The sequence below is a fragment of the Streptomyces sp. NPDC001513 genome (assembly GCF_042894695.1).
GTDB lineage: Bacteria > Actinomycetota > Actinomycetes > Streptomycetales > Streptomycetaceae > Streptomyces.
The window spans coordinates 135,590-159,867 of record NZ_JBIAVU010000010.1 but is presented as its reverse complement, the minus strand read 5'-3'; the positions used below and the strand labels follow the sequence as shown (position 1 = coordinate 159,867).

The following is a 24,278-nucleotide window of genomic DNA, read 5'->3' as shown; positions in this document are numbered from 1 at the left end:
GCACATGAAATTTTCTCACACCCCACCCCATGCTTCTAGAAAGATTTACGGCGCACAGTAACAGGCGGAATTCGCCAATCCGGTATCCCGGAACGAGCCCTAAATGGACCTAGTGGATTTAGTGCCTCAAATGGGGCGACAGGCGTGTGATCTGCATAAAGATGCCAGGTCAGAGGCGTTTGTGTCGAGATTCTGAGTAGAGTCGCCCATGGATATCGGAGAGATGGGGTTTGCGTGAGAAGAAAAGAGGCCCTACCCGGCGCGCCGGGCGGGCGGGGGGTTTTGCGAGTCATTTCCCTGGCTCTGATAAGTGGAATAGTCGCTACCGGATTGGCTGTAATTCATCCATCGGCGACCGCCGTCGCCGCTACCGATCCGGTCGCCGAGGGTTCGATGAGCGCGGCGGACTTCGCGCTCGCCAAGGCCAAAGAGACGGGTCAGCCTTATGAGTTGACGTCCGCGCGGACCGAGACCTCGGACACCTGGGCGCTGCCGACGGGCAAGTGGTCGGTCAAGCGGCACGGGACGACCGTGCGCGTCCGGCGCGCCGGCGGGTGGGTCGCGACCGACCCGACCCTGCAGTTCGCGGCGGACGGGAAGGTGAAGCCGAAGGCATCGGCCGTCTCGATCGCCTTCTCGGGCGGTGGGACCGGCCCGCTGCTGACAGGGGTGCGGAACGGACGCACCCTGTCGCTGACATGGCCCACAGCACTCCCGAAGCCGACGCTCGCCGCGAACGTGGCGACGTACCCGAACGTCCTGCCCGATGTGGACCTGCAGCTGAAGGCCGAAGTCGAGGGCTTCTCCCAGCTGCTGGTGGTCAAGACCGCCGCCGCGGCCAAGCACCCTGACCTCGCCACGCTGAAGTTCAAGCTCGACACCGTCGGCCTGAACGTCACGAGGAACGCGACGACCGGACTGCTGACCGCGGTCAATCCGGCCGGCGAGGTGGTCTTCACCTCCCCGACCCCGGTGATGTGGGACTCCACCACGACGGGGGCTCCTCCCCAGGTACTCGCAGGCGCGGGAGTACTCAGCGCCGGCTCGGGGACGGACCCGGCACCCGCGGACGCCTTTGTGACACCGTCCGGGGCCAAGAACGCCCAGATGCCCACCACCGTCACGGACGGCAACCTGGAGATCAAGCCCGACCAGGCTCTCCTCGCGAGTCCCGAGACGAAGTACCCGGTCTTCATCGACCCGTCGGTGGCATGGGGCGCGCGGCAGAACTGGGCGTGGGTCTACCGCACGTGGAAGGACAACTCCTACTGGAACACCAAGGAGGACGTGCGGGTCGGGTACGAGGACGACACGAAGGGCCTCTCGCGGGCCTACTTCCAGCTCGACACCTCCGCCGTCAAGGGCGCTCAGGTATCGAAGGCGACGTTCCGGATCAGGGAGACCTGGTCCTGGTCCTGCACCAAGACCCCGGTGGAGCTGTGGCGTACCGGCCCCATCTCGAACGAGACGACGTGGAGACACCAGCCCGACAAGGAGGGCGGCGCCTGGCAGGACACAGTCAAGGAAGCCAAGGGGCGCCCTGGATGTGAGGCCGGCAATCTGGAGTTCAACGCCACTGAGGCCGTGCAGCAGTCCGCGTCCAACCATTGGTCGAGCGTGACTCTGGGCCTGTTCGCGTCGGACGAGACCGAAGAGTTCCAGTGGAAGCGCTTCGACGCGAAGACCATGACGCTGGAGATCGAGTACAACAACCCGCCCAACATGCCGTCCGACCTGGGCACCTCACCTTGGGTGCCCTGCGTTCAGGGCGGCTCGATCGGCAATGCCACCATCAGCCTCAACGCGACGATCTCAGACCGCGATTCGGGGAACCTGAGCACCGAGTTCCAGATCTTCAAGGACGGCCAGAGCGCCCTCGCCGCCAGCCAGCACATTCCGGCCAACAACGGCAAGGTCGCGACCTGGAGCGTGCCGGATGCCTCCCTCCCCGACGGGGGCTACACCTGGAAGGCGCGGACGACCGACCAGGACGGTGCGCAGTCGGCCTGGTCGCAGACGTGCAAGTTCACCGTGGACCGGAACCGGCCGGCGGAGGCGCCGAAGATCACCTCCACCGCTTTCCCCGATGGGAGGAACGGTTGGCCCCAAGGCACTGGCAAGGCTCGCCAGGAAGGGGACTTCGTCCTCTCCGCCAACGGTGACAAGGACGTCACCTGGTACGGCTACTACACGGACTGGGACCCGGAGGTGAGGAGCACATCGGTTGCCGCGGGCGCTTCGTTCACCGCGAAGCTCACCCCGCCGGGCGCGGGCCCGCACTTCGTCTACGCCTTCAGCCAGGACGCCGCCGGGAACCGGTCCGACACCGCTGCCTACCAGTTCTACGCGGCGCGCACGGCAACGGTGGACGTGCCCCACGACCTCAACGGCGACGGCTTCCGCGACATCTGGAGCAGCGACCTCTTCGGCAGCCTCCTGACCTACACCGGCCAGGGCAACGGCAAGTTCTCCGCAACGATCAGTTCTGCCGACTCCTTCGCCCGGTCCCAGGTCGCGACCCTGGGGCACTGGGACGATGACGGGTACAACGACCTGCTCAGTCTCGAGCAGAAGCCCGGTATGACCCGCAAGACGCTGTGGGTCTACAGCAACGAAGACGGCCGGGGCGCCGTCAAGGAGGCCATCGAGAAGACCGTGGGCCGGCCCGAGAACGACCACTGGTCCGACGCCGCGCAGATCATCGCCCCCGGCGACCTCAATGGCGACAATGTCGCGGACATCCTCGTCAAGCAGGGAAACAAGCTCTGGGCGTACTTCAACACCACGTACGGCAACCTGGACGACGAAACGCCGCCTGTACTCGTCGGCGGCACCGACTGGGACAAGTACGCGGTCATCGCCCCGGGCGACCTCAACAAGGACGGCGTGCCCGACCTGTGGCTGAGGGACAACGCCAACGGCGACATTCTGCGCACCTACGGCAAGAAGAGCCCGGAAGAGGGCCAGACGGTCGACCTGGCCACGTGGGGCACTCAGACCCGCAGCAGGGTGGGTTCCGGAGTGACCCAGGCCGGCTATCCGGAGGTCGGCTCGGCCAGTGACCTCAACGGTGACGGCATCCCCGACCTGTGGGCCCGCCAGTCCGACAACACCATGGTCGGCTGGCCGGGGAAGCTCTCAACCGACGGCAGCACCGTCGGCTCCTTCACGCCCCGCTTCGAGATCGACGGAGTGCCAGGCGCACGCATCCCCAGCGGCACCACACTGGCCTCGGGGCAAGAGTTCTCCAGCGGCAACTCCAAGCTGCTGATGCAGGCCGACGGCAACCTCGTGCTCTCCAGCAAGGACAACAAGCAGATCTGGGCCACCGGGACCAAGAGCCCGGGCGCCACGGCCCATATGCAGAGCGACGGCAACTTCGCCGTCTACGCGGCCGACGGCAAGACCGAGCTGTGGAGCAGCAAGACCAGCACTCCGTACTCGTACGCGGTTCTTCAGCCCCGCGGCGTGCTCGTCGTCTACAGCGCCTCCGGGCAGAGCCTGTGGACCAGCGGTTCCCAGAGCCGGCCGGACTACAACGGTGACGGCTACACGGACATGGCGCTTCGCGATGCCAACGGTGATTTCTGGATCTATCCCGGCACCGGCGGTAAGGGCACCAGCACGTTCGGCCCCCGGTACTTCGCGGGCAACGGCTGGTGGCGTGATCACTGGACGAACGCGTACACCACGGACCTCAACAACGACGGGTACACCGACATCGTCGGGCGCAACCGTCTCGGGGACCTGTACCTGTACCCGGGCACCGGCGGAACCGGGACCAAATCGTTCACCAATCCCGTCCTGATCGGTACCGGCTGGAACACCTATGTGGACCTGGGATTCGGAGATGTGAACGGCGACGGCCGAACCGACGTCATCGGCCGTGACAGCGGCGGCAAGATGTGGGTTTACCCCCACAGCGGTGGCACAGGCACCCAAGCCCTCGGCGGCCGGGTCATGATCGGTGATGGCTGGTTGACCGCCGACTGGCCCACCTTCCGGGTTGCGGACCTGAACAACGATTACAAGATCGATATTTTGGGGCACCGCAACAACGGAAAGCTCTACCTCTACCCGAACGCCACTAGCGGTGGTTCCATGCGCTTCGGGAACCCCAACATCGTCGGCGAGGGCTGGTGGAACGGCGAATGGAATCCGTTCGCCACCGACCTCAATAGTGACGGTACGCCAGAGCAAGTCGGCGTGACCCGCATGGGGGAGATGTATGACTTCATCGGCAACGGCGGCACTCTGATCGGTAACGGCTTGACCGGATACGACGTCATTCTCTGATCTGGGCCAATCAGTGAGGGGAGTGAGGTCCCACGGGGCCTCACTCCCCTTCGTCGTCCACTGAACGCGGCGGGCCTGTAGGGCGCGTAGGGGGCGTTGTCAGTGGGGGTGGCTAGCGTCGGGTGTATGTCGAAGACGCCGAAGTCGCCGCAGGTGCACCGCTCGTTGGCCGGGCTGGTCGGGGATCCTCAAGGGCTCGCGCTGGGGCTGGAGTTGCCGGCCGGTGGGGTGCTGAGCGTGCGGGGGGAGCCGCTGTTGTGGGTCTCCGACGGGGCCGTGGGGGTCGGGGCGCTCGCCGCGCACCGGAGTCCGGCCCTGGCCGCCGCCGGGTTGCAGGCGGTGCTGTTCCAGGGCCGGCGGGGTCTGGAGGAGTGGTGGCGGGACCGGGAGCTGCGGCCGCAGCGGATGTCCGACCCGGACGACCACCACGTCGAGCCGGTGCTGCGCGAGTTCTGGCACGGTGTGGTCCCCGACGCCGAGGAGGGGGAGGAGGGCGAGGAGCTCATCGCCCCCTTCGGCCGGGACTGGCCGGGGCTCGCGGAGTCCGGGCCGGCGGGTGGGCCGGCAGGTGGGCCGGACGCGGTGGACCCGGAGGCCGCGGCCTGCGCGCTGGCGGACGAGCTGATCGGGAGCGGGTCCCTGCCGAGCCCGCGGCTCGCGCTGGTCCCCGCGGCCCGCGGAGCCGACGTACCCACGGCGATGGGCTGGTGCGGGCCGACCAACCACGAGAACGACACCGCCCGCATCAGCGCCGTCCTGCGGTCCTGGGAGGACCGGTTCGGCGCCCGCGTCGTCGCCCTCGGCTTCGACGAGCTGTACGTGTCGGTCGCGGCCCCGCCGCGTACGGTCGCGGGGGCGCTGCCGGTGGCCGCGGAGCACTTCGCCTTCGCGCCCGACAACATAGGGCAGGGCTGCGGCACCATCCGGGCCTACGCCGACGAGGCGGTCACCGGCAGCAACCTCTGGGGTTTCTGGTGGGACTGAGGCCCGTCAGGCGCGCGGAACGCGGACGACGCCCTCCTGGATGACGGTCACGGCCAGCCGGCCGTCCTGGGTCCAGATGCGGGCCTGGCCGAGGCCCCGGCCCGCGGCCGCCGAGGGCGACTCCTGGTCGTACAGCAGCCACTCATCGGCGCGGAACGGCCGGTGGAACCACATGGCGTGGTCCAGCGAGGCGCCGACCACGTCGCCCACCGCCCAGCCGCCCCGGCCGTGCGCGAGCAGCACCGAGTCCAGCAGGGTCATGTCGGAGACGTAGGTGGCCAGGCAGGTGTGCAGCAGGGGATCGGCGCTGTCCAGCTTGCCGGCGGTCCGGAACCACACCTGGGAGCGCGGCTCCACCGGTTCGCCGACGCTGCCCCAGGGCGGGGTCGTGGCGTACCGGAGGTCCACCGCCTTGCGGGTCTCGATCAGCCGCTCCACCGTGCCCGGGTCGCGGAAGATCTCCCGGTACGCGGGCAGCGACTCGGCCGCGGTGGGCAGGGACTCCGGGTCCGGGGCCGACGGCATCGCGACCTGGTGGTCGAGGCCGTCCTCGTACGTCTGGAACGACGCGGAGAGGTGGAAGATCGGCTGACCGTGCTGGACGGCGACGACCCGGCGCGTGGTGAAGGAGCGCCCGTCACGGATCCGGTCCACCGAATACACGATGGGCGCGCCCGTGTCCCCGGTGCGCAGGAAGTACGAGTGCAGCGAGTGGGCGGTACGGTCCGCGGGGACGGTCCGCCCGGCCGCGACCAGCGCCTGGGCCGCGACCTGACCGCCGAAGACGCGCGGTACCAGCGAAGGACGGCTGGTACCGCGGAAGATGTTCTCCTCGATCTGCTCGAGGTCGAGCAGATCGAGGAGCGACGTCAGTGCCTCGTTCATGGGTGAAGGCTAAGCGCCCGAACTTTCCTAGAGGCCCATGGACTTGGCGATGATGGACTTCATGACCTCGCTGGTGCCGCCGTAGATGCGGTTCACGCGGTTGTCGGCGTACAGGCGGGCGATCGGGTACTCGTTCATGTAGCCGTAACCGCCGTGCAGCTGGAGGCACTTGTCGATGACGCGGTGCGCGACCTCGGTGCAGAACAGCTTCGCGGACGCGGCTTCGGCGGCGGTCAGCTCACCGGCGTCCAGGGCCTCCAGGGCGCGGTCGGCGACGGCCTCGGCGGCGTCCACCTCGGCCTGGCAGGCTGCCAGTTCGAACTTGGTGTTCTGGAAGTGCGCGACCGGCTTGCCGAAGACGGTGCGCTCCGTCACGTACTGCTGGGCGAACCGGATGGCGGCCTTGGCCTGCGCGTACGCGCCGAAGGCGATGCCCCAGCGCTCGGACGGCAGGTTCGCGCCGAGGTAGTAGAAGCCCTTGTTCTCCTCGCCGAGCAGGTCCTCGACCGGGACCTTCACGTCGACGAACGCCAGCTCGGCGGTGTCGGAGGTGCGCAGGCCCAGCTTGTCCAGCTTGCGGCCGATGGAGTAGCCCTCGGACTTGGTGTCCACGGCGAAGAGGGAGATGCCGAAGCGGCGGTCCTCGGCGCTCGGGGCGGAGGTGCGGGCGCAGACGATCACGCGGTCGGCGTGGACGCCACCGGTGATGAAGGTCTTGGAGCCGTTGAGGACGTAGTGCGTGCCGTCCTCGGAGAGCTTGGCGGTGGTCTTCATGCCCGCGACGTCGGAGCCGGTGCCCGGCTCGGTCATCGCCAGCGCCCACATCTCCTCACCGGAGACGAACTTCGGGAGGTAACGCTTCTTCTGCTCATCGTCGGCGAGCATCTTGATGTAGGGCAGGGCGAGCAGCACGTGCACGCCGGAGCCGCCGAAGTTGACGCCCGCGCGCGAGGTCTCCTCGTACAGGACGGCCTCGAACTTGTGGGTGTCCAGGCCCGCGCCGCCGAACTCCTCGGGGACGTTGATGCCGAAGACGCCCAGCTCGCCGAGCTTGTAGTAGAAGTCGCGGGGCGCCTGTCCGGCGGCGAACCACTCGTCGTAGACGGGGACGACCTCGGCCTCGATGAAGGCGCGGATGGTCTCGCGGAACGCCTCGTGGTCCTCGTTGAACACCGTACGGCGCACGGCCGGCTCCCTTCGGTCGCGGCAGTCCGCCGCCTGAATCTAAGCGCTTGCTCAGATTAAGTTACCGGCGAGTTGTCCACCGTGTCCAGAGTGGGTGACCGACCTCATGCGGGGGGCGGCGGCGCTGGCCGGGCGGGCTCAGCCCGGGGCCGGGTCGAGGTGCTCGGCCAGCGCCTCGTGGGTGAGGTGGAGTCCGGCCCGCAGGACCGCGTCGCGGCGGCCGGGATGGGCGGCCCGGTGCCGCAGTTCGAGCTCCCGGGCCAGCCGCAGCCGGTCCGTGCAGTCCTCCCCGCGCAGGGCGGCGTCCAGGGCCGAGGCGGTCGCCCCGACCAGCGGCGCCATGGCGCGCACCGCCCCGCCGGGATCCGGTCCTCCTGCGTCGACGGCGGAGGAGCGGATCTCCAGCTCCCGCGCGAGGAACAGCAGGGCCGGCGCCGTCCGCGCGGCCAGCCGCAGCCGCGGCCGGAGCGTGTCCGCCGCCCCGGCCGGCGCCTGCCGGGGCGGCAGGAGCAACAGGCGTCCCGACCTGCGGTCCAGCGCGGCGGACAGTTCGTACGGGCGGCGCCACCGGGCGAAGGGGTCCGCCGGCGCGGGGCCCGTGGGCCGCCCGGCGGCCGCCCGCGCCGCGATCCGCTCCAGCAGGGCGCCGAGCCCGATGCGGTACTCCTCCAAGCCGCTCAAGGCCTCCCGGTACGGGTCGGGGGGCCACAGCAGCGGGCCGAGGAGCACCACGACGGCGATGCCCACCGCGGTCTCCTCCAGCCGGGCCAGCGGGTACCCGGGCACCGGCGTCGCGTAGATCACCAGGGCGGTGATCAGCACCTGCTGGTTGGGGGAGCCGTCGTGGCGCAGCAGGAACATCCCGGCGCAGGCGCACACGACGAGGACCAGGAACGACAGCGAGCCCGGCGGCAGCCAGTGCAGGACCAGCACGCTCAGCACCACCCCCGCGACCACCCCCACCAGCCGCTCCAGGGCCAGCCGGGGCGCCGCGAACACGTCGTCGCGCAGGATCAGGACGGCGGGCAGGGCCGCGGGCACGGGGGCCGTACTCGTACCGAGCCACACGCACACGAACCAGGGGACCGTCGCGCACACCAGCAGCCGGGCGGCCGGTGCCAGGCGCTCACCGAAGGGGCGGCTCCGCGCCGGTACGGACGTGCTGCCGAGCATGCGGCACATCGTAGGGGCGGCCGCCGTCCCCGGCGGGCCCGCGGGGCGGGCGTCGGGGAGCGTTCAGCCGCCCGGCCCCGGCAGCCCCGGCGCGGGCTCCTCCCAGCGCAGCGCGAACCACAGTTCCATCCGGGTGTCCGGGTCGTCCAGGTCCCGCCCCAGCAGCTCCGCGCAGCGGGCCACGCGCTGGCGGACCGTGTTGCGGTGCACCCCCAGGGCGGCGGCGGTGCGGTCCCACCCGCCGTGGTGCGCCAGCCAGCCCCGCAGGGTCTCCCGCAGGACGGGGGAGAGCGGCGCGAGCAGCGCCGCGGCGTGCGCGCGGGCCTCCGCCTCGCCGACCAGGCCCGAGAAGCCCGGGGCGGCGTGCCGGGCCAGGGGGGTACGGGCCGCCTCGGCGCGCTCCAGGGCCCGCCGGGCCTGCGCATCCGCGGCGGGCAGCCCGCCGGGTGCGGCCGGGGCGCTCACCCCGAGGCGCCAGCCGGGCCGCGCGCCCGGCTCCCGCTCGGTGAGCAGGCGTACGGGATCCCCGCGCGGGTCCACCAGTACGGTGCCCAGCGCGGCCGCCAGGGCCTGCGGGTCGCCCGCCCCGCGGGCGTGCACGACGTGCCAGGGCCCGGGGGACAGGGCCGCGGCGGGGTCGCCGTCGAGGAGCAGCCGGGTCAGGGCCGCCGCCTCCGGTCCGGAGGCGGCGCGGTGCGCGGTGAGCAGGGTCAGCAGCACCGCCGCGACCGAGGCGATCGTGTGGTCGCCGGGGGCGCGGGCCGGGGTGGCCGTCCCGAGCGCCCGCACGGCCTCCGCCCTCGGCTCGGACACGGACGCGGACACGGACTCCGGTGCCGCATCCGCAGCGACCTCCGCGGCCGCCTCCGCCGCGGGCGCCGGGCCGCCCAGGGCGTGGGCCGTGAGGTGCCATCCGCCCGCCTGGTCGGTCGCCGTCGCGGGCCCGCCCGCCCGGCCGACGCGGGCCAGCAGCGCCCGCAGCGCCGCCGCGGCCTCCGCGGGCGGCGGGCTCCCCGCGGAACGGTCGTCCGGCCGGAGCGTGACGTGGCCCCCCAGGCTCGCCGCGAGCCGCGACAGCACCGCCGGGACCGGATCGGGCCGGGCGGCCGCCGCCGCGAGGGACTGCTGGGCCTCGGTGACCCGGCGCAGCTCCCGCGTACGGGCCCCCGCCATCAGCCGCCAGACCGTACGGGCCACCGCACTGAAGGGCGTCCCCGGCGGGACCTCCAGGAGCGGCAGCCCGTGGTGTGCGCAGGCCTCGGCCAGCCCGGCCGGCACCCGCTCGTGCACGGGCGCCACACCGAAGCCGAGGGCCGCCACCCCGGCCTCGGCCAGGCGGGCGACGTAGCCGTCGGGATCCGTGCCGAGCCCGGCCCCCGCCGTCAGCAGCAGCTCGCCGCCCAGCAGGTACGGGGACGGGTCCGCCATCTCGGAGGCGTGCACCCCGTGCACATCGGCCTCGGCCGGGCCCGCGAGGTGGCGCAGCCCCAGCTCCCGGTCGGGCAGCAGCGCGCCGAGCGGGACCGGTGCGGTGGGCGGCGGCGGGGCAGTGGGCGGGGCCTCCATGGATACTCCGTACAGATCAGGGGTCTCCTGTGGATGGTACGTACACTTCGCGCCGGGTGGGCGCCGCCTTACGCTCGAAGAACCGCACTTGTAGGACCTCCAGAAGGGCACCCCCCATGAGCACGCAGCCGCGCGGCCCCGTCGACTCCTCCCGCATCCCGCGCTACGCGGGCCCGGCGACCTTCGCCCGGCTGCCCCGCCTCGACGAGGTCGGCGGCAAGGCGGACGTCGCCGTCGTCGGCGTGCCCTTCGACTCCGGCGTCTCCTACCGCCCCGGCGCCCGCTTCGGCGGCAACGCCATCCGCGAGGCCTCGCGCCTGCTGCGCCCGTACAACCCGGCCCAGGACGCCTCCCCCTTCGCCCTCGCGCAGGTCGCCGACGCCGGTGACATCGCCGCGAACCCCTTCAACATCAACGAGGCCGTCGAGACGATCGAGGCCGCCGCCGACGAGCTGATCGGCAACGGCTCCCGCCTGATGACCCTCGGCGGCGACCACACCATCGCCCTCCCGCTGCTCCGCTCGGTCGCGAAGAAGCACGGCCCGGTGGCCCTGCTCCACTTCGACGCGCACCTGGACACCTGGGACACGTACTTCGGCGCCGAGTACACCCACGGCACGCCGTTCCGCCGGGCGGTGGAGGAGGGCATCCTCGACACCGAGGCGCTCTCGCACGTCGGCACCCGCGGCCCGCTGTACGGCAAGCAGGACCTCGACGACGACGCCAAGATGGGCTTCGGCATCGTCACCTCGGCGGACGTCTACCGGCGCGGCGCCGACGAGGTCGCCGACCAGCTGCGCCAGCGCATCGGCGACCGTCCGCTGTACATCTCCATCGACATCGACGTGCTGGACCCGGCGCACGCGCCCGGCACCGGCACCCCCGAGGCGGGCGGCATGACCTCCCGCGAGCTGCTGGAGATCATCCGCGGCCTGTCCTCCTGCAACCTGGTTTCGGCGGACGTCGTCGAGGTGGCCCCGGCGTACGATCACGCGGAGATCACCTCGGTCGCGGCCTCGCACACCGCGTACGAGCTCACCACGATCATGAGCCGTCAGATCGCTGCCTCCCGGCAGGGCCGATAAACGACAGCGCGGCGGCGAAGGCGAACCCGAAGGGCGAGTAAGCGCACGTGACGCACGACCACGACCTGGTACTCCGTCCCACCGAGGCCCAGACGGCCGCCGCCCTGGCCCCACCGCCGGGGCGGACGGGCGGGGACCTGGTCGTGGAAACGCTGCGCTCGCTCGGCGCCACCACCGTCTTCGGGCTGCCGGGGCAGCACGCCCTCGGCCTCTTCGACGCGGTGGGGCGCTCCGACCTGCACCTCGTCGGACTCCGTACGGAGAACAACGCGGGCTTCGCCGCCGACGCCTACGGCCGGATCACGGGCGAGGCGGTCCCCCTCCTCCTCTCCACCGGCCCGGGCGCGCTCATGGCCCTGCCCGCCCTCGCGGAGGCGGCCGCGGCCTCGGCCCCGGTGCTCGCCATCTCCTCCCAGGTCCCCGTCGCGGGCCTGGGCGGGGGCCGGCGCGGCCACCTGCACGAGCTGCGCGACCAGTCGGCGTCCTTCCGGGACGTGGTGAAGTCCGTCCACAGCGCCCGCACCCCGTCCCAGATCCCCTCCGTCGTCGCGGAGGCCTGGGAGTCGGCGCTGACCGCCCCGCACGGCCCGGTCTGGGTGGAGATCCCGGAGGACGTGCTGCGCGCAGAGACGTTCATTCCGCAGGTCACGGGCATGGACGCGACCCCGCACGAGCTCGCCCCCCGCCCGGAGCTCACCGCCGTGGCCGCGCACTGGCTCTCCTCGGCCGAGCGCCCGGTGATCATCGCGGGCGGCGGGGTCGTCCGCTCCGACGCCGCGGGCAAGCTCAGGCAGCTGGCGGAGCGCCTGGGCGCCCCCGTGGTCACCACCTTCGGCGGCAAGGGCGCCTTCCCGTGGACCCACCCGCTCTCCCTCCAGTCCTGGCTGGAGGACCGCCACATGACGGACTTCCTGGAGGACGCGGACGTCCTGCTCGTCGTCGGCTCGGGCCTCGGGGAACTCTCCTCGAACTACCACACGTTCTTCCCCACGGGCCGGGTCGTCCAGATCGACGCGGACCTCGGCAAGCTGGAGTCCAACCACCCGGCCCTCGGCATCCACGCGGACGCCCGCCTGGCCCTCCAGGCCCTGCTGGAGACGGTGTCCGAGCGCGAGGACCCCGCCGCCCCGGAGCGCGTCCGCCTCGTCCTCGACGACATCGAGGCGCGCCTCGCCACCCAGGACGTCTCCCTGGAGCGCTCGCTGCTGACCTCGATCCGCGCCGCCCTCCCCGCGCGCTCCCCGTCCTTCTGGGACATGACGATCCTGTCCTACTGGGCCTGGTCCGCCTTCGACGCGAAGCACCCCAACACCATGCACTCGGCGCAGGGCGCGGGCGGCCTCGGCTACGCCTTCCCGGCGGCCCTGGGCGCCTGCGTCGCCGAACCGGGCACACCGGTCCTGGCGGTGTCCGGCGACGGCGGCGCGATGTACTCGATCGCGGAACTGGCCACGGCCCGCCAGCACGACCTCGACGTCACCTGGCTGATCGTGGACGACGGCGGCTACGGCATCCTGCGCGAGTACATGACGCAGTCCTTCGGCAGCGCCACCGGCACGGAACTCACCCGCCCCGACTTCGCCGCCCTCGCGGCGTCCTTCGACGTCCCGGCGACCACGACCACCCCGGAATCCCTCGCCTCCGACCTCAAGAAGGCCCTCGCCACCCCGGGCCCCTCGGTGGTCGTCCTCCCGGCCCTCCTCAAGATGTTCGCCCCGACCCACATCTGACCGCGCCCCCGGCCCGCAGCCCCCGCCCCGCCGCCCGTACGGCCCACGTCCGGGCGCTCCCCGCGTGCGCCGGAGCCGCCCTGCGTACACGTTCGAATTGTTGCGGCGGGATGAAATCCGCCGGTCGGGGCGTTGCCGCCTCCGGCAGGACAAGACGAACGGGGAGGCACCACGTGACGGCGGCTGGGGAGAAACAGGGCTGGGGCAAGCGGCTGGCGGCCTACACCTGGCGGTACAGGCGCAACGTGCTGCTCGCGCTCGGCTCCTCGCTGGCCGGCATGGCCGTCCTGGCGCTCGTACCGCTCGTCACCCGGGTGATCATCGACGACGTCATCGGGGACCGGAGCAAGCCCATGGGGCCCTGGGCCGGGCTCCTCATAGCCGCCGCCCTGCTCGTCTACGTGTTCACCTACATACGCCGGTACTACGGCGGGCGACTCGCCCTCGACGTGCAGCACGACCTGCGCACCGACATGTACGCCACCATCGCCCGCCTCGACGGGCGCCGCCAGGACGAGCTGTCCACCGGGCAGGTCGTCGGGCGGGCCACCACCGACCTCCAGCTGATCCAGGGCCTGCTCTTCATGCTGCCCATGACCATCGGGAACTTCCTGCTCTTCGGGATATCCCTCGGGGTCATGCTGTGGCTCTCCCCGCTGCTGACCGTCGTCGCGCTGCTGATGGCCCCCGCCCTCTGGTTCATCGCCAAGCGCAGCCGCAAGAAGCTCTTCCCGGCCACCTGGTGGGCCCAGGGCCAGGCCGCCGCCGTCGCCACCGTCGTCGACGGGGCCGTGACCGGCGTCCGCGTCGTCAAGGGCTTCGGCCAGGAGGAGCAGGAGACCGGGAAGCTGCGCACGGTGAGCCGCCGGCTGTTCGCCGGACGCATGCGCACCATCCGCCTCAACTCCCGCTACACCCCCGCCCTGCAGGCCGTACCCGCCCTCGCCCAGGTCGCCATGCTGGCCCTCGGCGGCTGGATGGCCACCGAGGGGCAGGTCACCCTCGGCACCTTCGTCGCCTTCTCCACCTACCTGGCCCAGCTCGTCGGCCCGGTCCGCATGCTCGCCATGGTCCTCACCGTCGGCCAGCAGGCCCGCGCCGGCGTCGAGCGGGTCTTCGAGCTCATCGACACCGAGCCCGCGATCCAGGAGGGCACCCACGAGCTGCCCGCCGACGCGCCCGCCACCGTCGAATTCGACGACGTCCGCTTCGGCTACGACCCCGAGCGGCCCGTCCTCGACGGGTTCTCGCTCACCGTCGCGGAAGGCGAGACCGTCGCCGTCGTCGGCGCCTCGGGAAGCGGGAAGTCCACCGTCTCGCTGCTGCTGCCCCGCTTCTACGACGTCGACGGCGGAGTGGTCCGCGTCGGCGGGCACGACGTCCGCGAGCTGACCTACTCCTCCCTGCGCTCCGCGATCGGGCTCGTCCCGGAGGACTCCTTCCTCTTCTCCGACACCATCCGCTCCAACATCGCCTACGGTCACCCCGGCGCCACCGACGCGCAGATCGAGGCCGCCGCCCGCGCCGCCCAGGCCGAAGGCTTCATCCAGGACCTGCCCGCCGGGTACGACACCAAGGTCGGCGAGCAGGGGCTCACCCTCTCCGGCGGCCAGCGCCAGCGCATCGCCCTCGCCCGGGCCATCCTCACCGACCCCCGGCTGCTGCTCCTCGACGACGCCACCTCCGCCGTGGACGCCCGCGTCGAGCACGAGATCCACGAGGCCCTGCGCGCCGTCATGGCCGGCCGGACCACCCTGCTGATCGCCCACCGCCGCTCCACGCTCGGGCTGGCCGACCGGATCGCCGTACTCGACCGCGGGCGGCTCGCCGACATCGGGACGCACGAGGAGCTGGAGCGCCGCTCGGCGCTCTACCGCCGGCTGCTCACCGACCCCGACGCGCTCGGCGCCGGTTCGCCGCGGACCCCGGACGCCCCGCTGATGACGGAGTTCGAGCGCGAGCTCGACCGCAAGCTCGAACGGGACATCGAGCTCGAAGCCGAGATCGACTCCGAGCCGGTCAACGCCAAGCGCCGGGTCGCGGCCGGGATCACCCCCGAGCTGTGGCGGCGCCGCGACGAGCAGGGCGGCCAGGCCCCCGCCGCCGCGAGCGGTGCGCCCGCAGCCGTCCACACCATGGCCGGAGCCGTCGCCGGCATGCCGGCGACGCCCGAACTCCTGGCACAGGTGGCCGCGCTGCCGCCCGCCGAGGACGAACCCGACGTGGACGAGACCCGCGCCGCGGCCGCCGAGGAGAGCTACGGCCTGCGCCGCCTGCTCCGCGGCTTCTGGGCGCCCCTCGCCATCAGCCTCGGCCTCGTCGCCGTGGACGCCGGCGCCGGCCTGCTGCTGCCGATCCTGATCCGGCACGGCATCGACAAGGGCGTCGAGCAGGCCGTGCTCGGCGCCGTCTGGGCGGCCGCCGCCCTCGCCCTCGCCCTCGTCGTCGCGCAGTGGGCCGCCCAGTTCGCCGAGACCCGCATGACGGGCCGCACCGGCGAGCGAGTCCTGTACGCCCTGCGCGTCAAGATCTTCGCCCAGCTCCAGCGCCTCGGCCTCGACTACTACGAGCGCGAGCTGACCGGCAAGATCATGACCCGGATGACCACAGACGTCGACTCGCTGAGCTCGTTCCTGCAGACCGGGCTCGTCACCGCCGTCGTCTCCGTCTTCACCTTCTTCGGGATCCTCGTCGCCCTGGTCGTCCTCGACGTCGAGCTCGCGCTGATCGTCTTCGCGACCCTCCCCGTCCTGGTCGTCGGCACGATCATCTTCCGCCGCAGGTCCGTCGCCGCCTACGAGCTCGCCCGCGACCGGGTCAGCCTGGTCAACGCCGACCTCCAGGAGTCCGTCTCGGGCCTGCGCATCGTCCAGGCCTTCCGCCGCGAGGGCTCCGGCGCCGCCCGCTTCGCCGAGCGCAGCGACTCGTACCGCGAGGCACGGGTCCGCGGCCAGTGGCTGATATCCGTCTACTTCCCCTTCGTCCAGCTGCTGTCCTCGGGCGCCGCGGCCGCCGTACTGATCGTCGGCGCGGGCCGGGTGGAGGCCGGGACGCTCACCACCGGCGCGCTCGTCGCGTACCTGCTCTACATCGACCTGTTCTTCGCGCCCGTCCAGCAGCTCTCCCAGGTCTTCGACGGCTACCAGCAGGCCACCGTCTCCCTGGGCCGCATCCAGGGGCTGCTGCGCGAGCCCACCACCACCCCGCTCCCCGAAGCGCCCCGTGAGGTGCCGGAGCTGCGCGGGGAGATCGCCTTCGAGGACGTCCGCTTCCAGTACGGGACGGCGGAGGAGCGTGGCGAGAAGGGGGAGGCGCTGGCCGGCATCAGCCTGCGGATACCCGCCGGGCAGACCGTCGCCTTCGTCGGCGAGACCGGAGCCGGCAAGTCCACGCTGGTCAAGATGGTGGCCCGGTTCTACGACCCGACCTCCGGCCGGATCACCGCCGACGGCGCCGATCTGCGGGAGCTCGACCTGACGGCGTACCGGCACCGCCTGGGCGTCGTCCCCCAGGAGGCCTACCTCTTCCCGGGGACCGTCCGCGACGCCATCGCCTACGGGCGGCCCGAGGCGAGCGACGCCGAGGTCGAGGCGGCCGCCCGCGCGGTCGGCGCCCACGAGATGGTCGCCACCCTCGACGGCGGCTACCTGCACACCGTCGCCGAACGCGGCCGCAACCTCTCCGCCGGCCAGCGCCAGCTGATCGCGCTGGCCCGGGCCGAACTCGTCGACCCGGACGTGCTGCTGCTCGACGAGGCCACCGCCGCCCTGGACCTGGCCACCGAGGCCCAGGTCAACCAGGCGACGGACCGGCTCGCCGGCAAGCGCACCACCCTGGTGGTCGCGCACCGGCTGACCACCGCCGCGCGCGCCGACCGCGTCGTGGTCATGGACCGCGGCCGGGTCGTGGAGGACGGCACCCACGCCGAACTCCTGGCCCGCGGCGGCCGGTACGCCGAGCTGTGGCGCACCTTCGTCGGGGAGGACGAGCGCGCCGCGGCCTGAGCGGGCGCGAAGGGTTCAGAGTTCGCCGAAGAGCAGGTTGCCCGGGGCGTCCTCGTCGGTGCCGGTGTAGTACTCGCGTACCGCGTGGAGGAGCTCGTCCACCGTCAGGGTGCCGTCCCCGTCGGCATCGATCCGCTCGAACAGCCTCTGGGTGTCGGCGGGGCTCAGCTCCGTGCCGAAGGCCTCCTGGGCCTTGTGGAACTCCTCCGGGCTGATGACCCCGTCACCGTCGGTGTCGACGATCGTGAGGATCGCCCGCATCATCGGCCGGAACGACCTGTCGTAGGCGGGTCCGCCCTGCGCGTACAGGCGCGTCATGCCCAGCTTGTACTCCTCGGGCGTGACCTTGCCGTCCCGGTCCATGTCCAGCTCCGTGAACAGGTCCTGCCAGAAGTCGGTCAGACCGCGCATCACCAGTTCGGCCCTGGGCGAGGTGGGCGGCTCGTCGAGGGCCGACAGCAGCCGGGATCCGAGCGCGAAGATGTCGTCGGCCTCGACCACCCCGCTCCCGTCGGCGTCCAGGTGCGTGAAGGCGCGCTCCAGCTTGCGGTCGAGCAGGTCGTCGATCATGTCAGTGCCTTTCACGGCTACGGCTGCGGCGAGCGGGTATGTCGTCACCTACCGTAATGTCCCGCCTGATCGTGAACTCCTGCTCTCCCGCTGGGAAGTTGTGGATGCACCCGTACGAGGGACGAGCGGCGGGCACGGCCCGGCGCGCGAGGGTGTGCCGAGACGCGGTGGGGGTGGCCGGGTCCTTGTGTGCCGCAACCTTCCGTGGGATTTGGGCGTCGTACGTGAGTGCGTATGCAGTGCGTACGACCGAACGGGGGACGGGTTGTTGCAGGGGTGGAGGAGACGGGCCCGTCGGGCCGCGTCCCTGGGCGTCTTCGCGGCGGCGCTGTGGCTCCTCGCCGGCGGACTGTTCGCGGCGCCGCCCGCACAGGCGGCGGCCCACGGCTGCGGGGGCCGGCTGGCGCGGACCATGCCCTTCGAGACGGGCGAGGTGCGCGTCTACAAGAGCCGCAACCAGGCCTGCGCGGTGACCGTGGCCCGCGTCCCCGGTGAGCGGCGACGGATGGCGGTGAGCATCCAGCCGCGCGGCGGGGTCCCCGTCCGCGAAGAGGGGCGATTCACCCGATACGCCGGGCCTGTCACCGTCGGCACGATCAGCCGCTGCGTGTATGTAAGGGGCAGCGTGGGTGCCGGATCGGCCACTTCCGGCTGGATCCTGTGCTGAGGTACCGGCCCAACTAGGTCTGTTCAGCGGCGCGTTGCCCCCGCTAGGTTCACGGCGACCGAAGTGAACTCAAGGGGAGGGTGAATGCGCAAGACGCTCGGATGGCTGCTGTCGCTCGTGGTGCTCATCGGCACCATGGGCGCGGCCGGCTCCACGGCGCAAGCGGCCACAGCCGCGGAACCGCCGGCCGCCACGGACATCAAGGACCAGATCCTCGGCATTCCCGGGATGAGCCTGATCGAGGAGAAGCCGTACCCCGGTTACCGCTTCTTCGTTCTGAACTACGAGCAGCCGGTGGACCACCGGCAGCCGTGGAAGGGCACCTTCAAGCAGCGCCTGACCCTTCTGCACAAGGACGTCTCGCGGCCGTCGGTGTTCTTCACCTCCGGCTACAACGTCAACACCAGCCCGCGCCGCAGCGAGCCGACGACCATCGTCGACGGCAACCAGGTGTCTCTGGAGTATCGATTCTTCACGCCCTCCCGGCCCGACCCGGCCAACTGGGCGAACCTGGACATCTGGCAGGCCGCCAGTGACCAGCACCGCCTCTTCACCGCCCTGAAGAAGATCTACAAGAAGAACTGGCTGGCCACGGGCGGCAGCAAGGGCGGGATGACCGCGACGTACTACGAGCGGTTCTACCCGCGCGACATGGACGGCGTCGTCGCGTACGTCGCGCCCAACGACGTCGTCAATAAGGAGGACTCTGCCTACGACCGGTTCTTCGCCAAGGTCGGCACCAAGGAGTGCCGCGACAGGCTGAACGCGGTCCAGCGCGAGGCGCTCGTGCGCCGCGAGCCGCTGGAGGCCAAGTACGCCGTGGCCGCCGCCGAGAACGGCTGGACCTTCACCACCGTCGGCAACCTCGACAAGGCCTACGAGGCCGTCGTGCTCGACTACGTGTGGGCCTTCTGGCAGTACAGCCTGCTCGCCGACTGCGGCTCCATCCCGACCGCCGCCACCGCGAGCGACCAGGAGATCTGGGACACGATCGACGCGATCTCCGGCTTCTCGGCCTACGCCGACCAGGGCCTGGAGACGTACACGCCGTACTACTACCAGGCGGGTACGCAGCTGGGCTCCCCGGACATCAAGCAGCCGCACCTGGGCAACCTGAGCCGATACGGCTACCAGCCGCCGCGCAACTTCGTGCCCCGGGACATCCCCATGACCTTCCAGCAGGGGGCCATGGCGGACGTGGACAAGTGGGTCCGCAACAACGCCGACCAGATGCTCTTCGTGTACGGGCAGAACGACCCGTGGGGCGCCGAGCCCTTCCGCCTCGGGTACGGGGTCCGCGACAGCCACGTCATGATCGCGCCGGGCGCCAACCACGGGGCCAACGTCGCGAAGCTCCTGGACGGCGAGAAGACCCTCGCCACCGCGAAGATCCTCCAGTGGGCCGGGGTGGCCCCGGCCGCCACGATCGCCGACGAGTCGAAGGCGGCGCCGCTGGCCGCCGCGGACGCGCAGCTCGACCAGCAGGACCTGGAGCGCGAGCCGCAGCTGCGGCCGTAACCGGGCCGGGGGCATCCCGGTCCCGGGCCCGGGCCGCGGGCCGTGGGCCGCAGGCTGACGACGGGAACTACCGCGTCAGCCCGTGGCCCAGCGGGTAGCGGCCCGGCACCGGCACCGGGAGGCGGCCCGCGGGCCGTGCCGCCCCGGTGAGCACCCGGGCCGCCGCCCGCATCTCCACGTCCGTCCACGCGTACGTCGCCAGCTCCGCCGCGCAGGCCGGCAGCCGGGCCGGGTCGTACGGATTGCGGACCGCCAGCAGGATCACCGGGACGCCGGACGCGACCAGGTCCGTCACCAGCCGGCGTTGTGGATCGTCGTCGCCGTCGTCCTTCTGTTCGGGGACGTTGTACGTGCACACCAGTACGGCCGCGTGACCGGGCACCGCGGCCACCGCACGGGCGGGCGGCACCGCCGTGGCCCGGCAGCCCAGAGCCGTCAGCTCCCGCGCCAGTACGGCCGTGGGAGGCCCCGTGGTGCCCGTGGGGGAGGCCGGGTCCGTCCCCGTGACCAGCAGCCGGGGGCCGGCCGTCGCGTCGATCGGCACCAGCCCGCCGGGATTGGCCAGCAGGGTCGTCGTGCCCGCCGCGATCTGGTCGGCGGCGTCCCGGTGCCGGCGGATCCCGACGGTGGCGTCCACCGCCTCGGTCGTGGTGTACGCCTCGTCGAACAGCCCCCGGCGGGACTTCAGTTCCAGGATCCGCAGCACCGACTCCTCGATCCGGGTCTCCGTCAGCTCGCCCGCCTCGACGGCCGCCAGCACACTGCGGTACGCGAGCCCCAGGTCCGGCGGGTTCAGCAGCTGGTCGCAGCCCGCCAGCAGGGCCAGGACGGGGACGCGGTCGTCCCCGTACTTCTGGCGGACCCCGGCCATGTCGAGGGCGTCGGTGACCACCACCCCCTGGAAGCCGAGACGTTCGCGCAGGATGCCCGTGACGATCGGCCGGGAGAGGGTTGCCGGGTCCCCCGACGGGTCGAGCGCGGGGAAGACGATGTGCGCCGTCATGACCGCGTCCACGCCCGCCTTCACCGCGGCGCGGAACGGCGGCTCGTCCAGCTCCTCCCAGGCGGCGCGGGTGTGCCGCATCACCGGCAGGCCCACGTGGCTGTCGGTCTCGGTGTCCCCGTGGCCCGGGAAGTGCTTCGCGGTGGCGGCCACGCCCGCGCCCTGGTAGCCGCGCACCTGGGCGGCCACCAGGGCCGCCACGGCGTGCGGGTCGGAGCCGAAGGACCGTACGCCGATCACGGGGTTGGCCGGGTTGACGTTGACGTCGGCCACCGGTGCGTAGTCCTGCCGGATGCCCAGGGCGGCCAGCTCGGCGCCCGCGATGCGGGCGGCCCGCTGGGCGTCGGCGGTGGAGCCGCCGGCCCCGAGCGCCATCGCCCCAGGGAGCAGGGTGGCGGGGGCGCCGATCCGGGCGACGGCGCCGTGCTCCTGGTCGGTCGAGAGCAGCAGCGGGATCCGGGCGCCGGAGGTGAGGGCGGCCTGCTGGAGGCCGACCGAGAGGGCGGCGATCTGGTGCGGGGTGCGGGTGTTGTGGGCCCAGGCGAAGTAGACGATCCCGCCGAGGTGGTAGCGGGCGACCAGTTCGGCGGCGGTGCGCACGCCGAACAGCGTCTGGTTCTGCTCGGCGTCGGCCGGGTCGGGGTCGGTCGCGGAATGTCCGTACGCCCGCGAGACGAAGAGCTGCCCGACCTTCTCGGCGAGGCTCATCCCGTCCACGAAGCGGCGCAGGCGCGCCCGGTCGGGGCGGCGGCCCGGTGGGCCCCCGGGGGACCTCGGGTCGTCGGGGGTGCCGTGCGTGCCGAGCGTGGCGGCGGCGGCCCCCGCGGCGGTGGCGGCGACCATGGCGGCTGCGGTGAGCAGGGTCCGGCGGGAGGCGTGGTGCGGCACGGGGCGGACCCTACCGGGTGCCCTCCGGGCGGGTCGGCTGTGTGGGGGTGTGTTGGGCAAGTACCGCCGGTTGCCGTGCCTGGCCCTGCGGGGCGGGTGGGGGCGGTTTCGGCGGGGCCGGGTGGGGTGGGGCGGTTTCGGCGGGGTCGGGCGCGCGCCGGGGCGTCTCCTCGGGCGCCGAACGTTTCGAGGGGTCGGAGCGCGGAGGCTTGTTGTGTTCGGCGCCCTGCGGGGATCGCCCCGACACACACCCGGCCCCGCCGAAACCGCCCCGCGTGGCCCCGCCGGAGCCGTTCGGTGCGTGGCCGGCCGCGCCGAAGGCGCCCCGGTGGGGTGTGGGGCTAGGTGGGCCAGTGGGATTGGAGGGTTTTTACGGCTTCCGTGATGGCGGGGCGGCGGGCGGCGCCGGTGCGCCACAGGGCGTACAGGCGGCGTACGGGGCCCGGTTCCAGGGGGACCGCCACCGCGCCCGGCGGCAGCGTGCCGGTGCCCAGGCGGGGGACGACGGCGACGCCCAGGCCGGCCGCGACCAGGGCGACGATGGTGTGGTTCTCCTCGGCCACGTGCGCGATGTCGGGTTCGAAGCCGGCCGTGCGCAGGGTCCGTACCAGCCAGTCGTGGCAGACGCGGCCGGGCGGCTGGCAGACCCAGCGCTCGCCGCCGAGGTCGCTGCGCTGGATGCTCCGGCGCGTGGTGAAGGGGTGGCCGGCCGGGACGACCAGGTCGCAGAGGTCGTCGCCGATGACCGCCTGCTCGATCCCCTCGGGCGCGGGCAGCGGGGCGATGTCCCAGTCGTGGGCCACCGCCAGATCGGTGACCCCCCGTGCCACCAGGTCGACGGACAGGTGCGGGTCCACCTCCGTCAGGCGTACTTCGAGGGCGGGGTGGCGGACGGCCAGATCGGCCAGGACGCCCGGCAGCAGCCCGCGCGCCGCCGAGGCGAACGCGGCCACCGTCAGCAGCCCGCTCGGCTGCCCGCGCCGCTCCTCCAGGGTGGTCTCGGCGTGTTCCACGATCGCCAGCAACTGCTGGGCGGTGTCGGCCAGATGGCGGGCCTCCTCGGTGAGCGCGACCCCGCGCCCGCGCCGCTCCAGCAGGGTGGTGCGGGTCTCCCGCTCCAGCTTGGAGATCTGCTGCGAGACCGCGGAGGGGGTGTAGCCGAGGGCGGCCGCCGCGCCCGCGACCGAGCCGTGGACGGATACGGCGTGCAGGGCGCGCAGCCGGGCGAGATCGAGCATGTCTCTATCGTAAGCACTGCTTCATCGAGTGCGGAAGGGATTCGCGCTGGTGCTACATGGTCGGGGCGACGATGGTTGAAGCATGCGTCCCGTACACACAGCTCTTGCGGTGCTGGTCACCGCCGTTTGGGGCTTCAATTTCGTCGTCATCGAGATTGGGCTCGATCACTTTCCGCCGTTGTTGCTGTCCGCCCTGCGGTTCCTGGTCGCCGCCCTGCCCGCCGTGTTCTTCGTCGGTCCGCCCAAGGTCGCCTGGAAGTGGATCCTCGGGGTCGGGCTGGCCCTCGGCATCGCGAAGTTCGGGCTGCTCTTCACCGGCATGGCCGTCGGGATGCCCGCCGGGCTGTCCTCGCTGGTGCTGCAGATCCAGGCCGTCTTCACCGCCGCGCTGGCCGCGGTGGTGCTGCGCGAACGGCCCGGCCGGGTTCGGGTGTTCGGGATGGGGGTCGCGCTCGCCGGGATCGCGGTGGCGGCGGTGGACGGGGGCGCCGGCGGGCCGGTGCTCGGTTTCGTCCTGGTCGTCGCGGCCGCCGCCTGCTGGGGCGTGTCCAACGTGCTGACCCGCAAGGCCTCGCCGCCCGACGCCCTGAACTTCATGGTGTGGGTGTGCACGGTCCCGGTGCTGCCGCTGTTCGCGCTGTCCCTGGTGTTCGAGGGGCCCGAGCGGGACCTGGCCGCGCTGCGGGGGCTGGACTGGTCCGGGGTGGGCGTCATCGGGTACGTGGCGTGGGTGTCCACCGTGTTCGGGTTCGGGGCCTGGGGCTATCTGCTGCGCCGCTACCCGGCCTCGGCCGTGGCGCCGTTCTCGCTCCTGGTGCCGGTGTTCGGGATGTCCTCGGCGGCCCTGATGCTGGGGGAGTCCGTCTCGGGGCTGCGCTGGCTGGCGGCCGTGCTCCTGGTGGGCGGTGTCGCCCTCACCTCGCTGGCCCCCGCGCGCGCCTTGAACCGTACGGGGGTCGGTTCGGGCGTCAGCGCGGGGAGCCCTCTTGTAGGGGCAGCCGCCAGTCCTGCCCCGTCAGGCTCGCTCCGTACGAGCGGTGCGGCCGCTCCGCGATCAGGGTGAACCCGGCCTTCAGGTAGAGGTCGCGGGCGTCGGTGAGCACGTCGTTGGTCCACAGCACCAGCTCGCGGTAGCCGACCGAGCGGGCGAAGGCGACGACGGTGTCGACGAGCAGGGTGCCGATGCCGCGGCCGCGGCCCTCCGGGTCGACCAGGAGCAGACGGAGCCGGGCGGTGCCGGGGGCGCCGTCCTCGCGCACGCACATCACCGAGCCGACCGGGCGGCCGGCCAGCTCCGCGATCCACACCCGTTCCAGGTAGGGGTCGTGGTCCTGGGCGAAGTCCGCGACGATCCGGGCGACCAGCCCCTCGAAGTCGCTGTTCCAGCCGTACTCGGCGGCGTACAGCGCACCGTGGCGCTGCACGATCCACCCCAGGTCGCCCGGTTCCGGGTCCCGCAGCCGCACGCTCTCAGCCATGGCCCAAC

General features: G+C 72.2%; 15 protein-coding genes and 1 pseudogene. 8 read left to right on the top strand and 8 right to left on the bottom strand.

What is annotated here, in order from left to right:
* The first annotated feature begins 393 nt into the window (after positions 1-393).
* Positions 394-4,296: an FG-GAP-like repeat-containing protein gene (locus tag ACFYZ4_RS23195; protein ID WP_390784720.1), complete on the top strand. Its 3,903-nt coding sequence runs from the start codon at positions 394-396 to the stop codon at positions 4,294-4,296.
* A 126-nt stretch (positions 4,297-4,422) separates the two neighbouring features.
* Positions 4,423-5,280, top strand: coding sequence for a DUF4253 domain-containing protein (locus ACFYZ4_RS23190; protein WP_390784719.1), 858 nt, complete (start codon positions 4,423-4,425; stop codon positions 5,278-5,280).
* Positions 5,281-5,286: 6 nt separating this feature from the next.
* Here the strand turns inward: ACFYZ4_RS23190 and tesB are convergent, their stop codons facing one another.
* From tesB to ACFYZ4_RS23170, 4 genes are all read right to left on the bottom strand, one after another.
* Positions 5,287-6,165 carry an acyl-CoA thioesterase II gene (tesB, locus tag ACFYZ4_RS23185; protein WP_351296156.1) on the bottom strand — a complete coding sequence of 293 codons (879 nt, stop codon included), beginning with the start codon at positions 6,163-6,165 and terminating at the stop codon, positions 5,287-5,289.
* A 27-nt stretch (positions 6,166-6,192) separates the two neighbouring features.
* Complete coding sequence (locus tag ACFYZ4_RS23180; RefSeq protein WP_351296153.1) at positions 6,193-7,350, bottom strand: acyl-CoA dehydrogenase family protein; 1,158 nt, start codon at positions 7,348-7,350, stop codon at positions 6,193-6,195.
* 138 nt (positions 7,351-7,488) lie between these two features.
* On the bottom strand, positions 7,489-8,523 hold the full coding sequence (locus ACFYZ4_RS23175) for an FUSC family protein (RefSeq protein WP_390784718.1): 1,035 nt from the start codon (positions 8,521-8,523) through the stop codon (positions 7,489-7,491).
* Positions 8,524-8,586: 63 nt separating this feature from the next.
* Complete coding sequence (locus ACFYZ4_RS23170) at positions 8,587-10,089, bottom strand: helix-turn-helix domain-containing protein (protein ID WP_390784717.1); 1,503 nt, start codon at positions 10,087-10,089, stop codon at positions 8,587-8,589.
* A 116-nt stretch (positions 10,090-10,205) separates the two neighbouring features.
* Here ACFYZ4_RS23170 and speB point away from each other — a divergent pair, with 116 nt between their 5' ends.
* From speB to ACFYZ4_RS23155, 3 genes are all read left to right on the top strand, one after another.
* A complete protein-coding gene (gene speB / locus ACFYZ4_RS23165; RefSeq protein ID WP_351296144.1) occupies positions 10,206-11,174 on the top strand; it encodes an agmatinase in 969 nt (322 codons plus the stop codon).
* 47 nt (positions 11,175-11,221) lie between these two features.
* On the top strand, positions 11,222-12,904 hold the full coding sequence (locus ACFYZ4_RS23160) for a thiamine pyrophosphate-binding protein (protein WP_390784716.1): 1,683 nt from the start codon (positions 11,222-11,224) through the stop codon (positions 12,902-12,904).
* A gap of 110 nt (positions 12,905-13,014) precedes the next feature.
* Positions 13,015-16,908, top strand: a complete 3,894-nt coding sequence (locus ACFYZ4_RS23155; RefSeq protein WP_390784715.1) for an ABC transporter ATP-binding protein — start codon at positions 13,015-13,017, stop codon at positions 16,906-16,908.
* A gap of 15 nt (positions 16,909-16,923) precedes the next feature.
* Here the strand turns inward: ACFYZ4_RS23155 and ACFYZ4_RS23150 are convergent, their stop codons facing one another.
* Positions 16,924-17,478 (bottom strand): EF-hand domain-containing protein, encoded by a 555-nt coding sequence (locus ACFYZ4_RS23150; RefSeq protein ID WP_351296135.1) that lies wholly within the window; start codon positions 17,476-17,478, stop codon positions 16,924-16,926.
* Positions 17,479-17,890: 412 nt separating this feature from the next.
* Between ACFYZ4_RS23150 and ACFYZ4_RS23145 the strand changes: the two genes are divergently transcribed.
* Positions 17,891-18,145 carry a hypothetical protein gene (locus ACFYZ4_RS23145; protein WP_390784714.1) on the top strand — a complete coding sequence of 85 codons (255 nt, stop codon included), beginning with the start codon at positions 17,891-17,893 and terminating at the stop codon, positions 18,143-18,145.
* 84 nt (positions 18,146-18,229) lie between these two features.
* A complete protein-coding gene (locus ACFYZ4_RS23140; RefSeq protein ID WP_390784713.1) occupies positions 18,230-19,663 on the top strand; it encodes a S28 family serine protease in 1,434 nt (477 codons plus the stop codon).
* Positions 19,664-19,730: 67 nt separating this feature from the next.
* On the opposite strand, the gene ACFYZ4_RS23135 is transcribed toward ACFYZ4_RS23140, so the two are convergent.
* Together ACFYZ4_RS23135 and ACFYZ4_RS23130 are read right to left on the bottom strand one after the other, a co-directional pair.
* Positions 19,731-21,554: a glycoside hydrolase family 3 protein gene (locus ACFYZ4_RS23135; protein ID WP_390784712.1), complete on the bottom strand. Its 1,824-nt coding sequence runs from the start codon at positions 21,552-21,554 to the stop codon at positions 19,731-19,733.
* A gap of 341 nt (positions 21,555-21,895) precedes the next feature.
* Complete coding sequence (locus ACFYZ4_RS23130) at positions 21,896-22,792, bottom strand: LysR family transcriptional regulator (protein ID WP_351301432.1); 897 nt, start codon at positions 22,790-22,792, stop codon at positions 21,896-21,898.
* 82 nt (positions 22,793-22,874) lie between these two features.
* Between ACFYZ4_RS23130 and ACFYZ4_RS23125 the strand changes: the two genes are divergently transcribed.
* Positions 22,875-23,855 (top strand): EamA family transporter, encoded by a 981-nt coding sequence (locus tag ACFYZ4_RS23125; RefSeq protein ID WP_351588092.1) that lies wholly within the window; start codon positions 22,875-22,877, stop codon positions 23,853-23,855.
* Here the strand turns inward: ACFYZ4_RS23125 and ACFYZ4_RS23120 are convergent.
* A pseudogene (locus ACFYZ4_RS23120) lies at positions 23,761-24,264 on the bottom strand (GNAT family N-acetyltransferase); the annotation flags it as partial. The gene ACFYZ4_RS23125 and the pseudogene ACFYZ4_RS23120 overlap by 95 nt on opposite strands.
* Between the last annotated feature and the right edge of the window lie 14 nt (positions 24,265-24,278).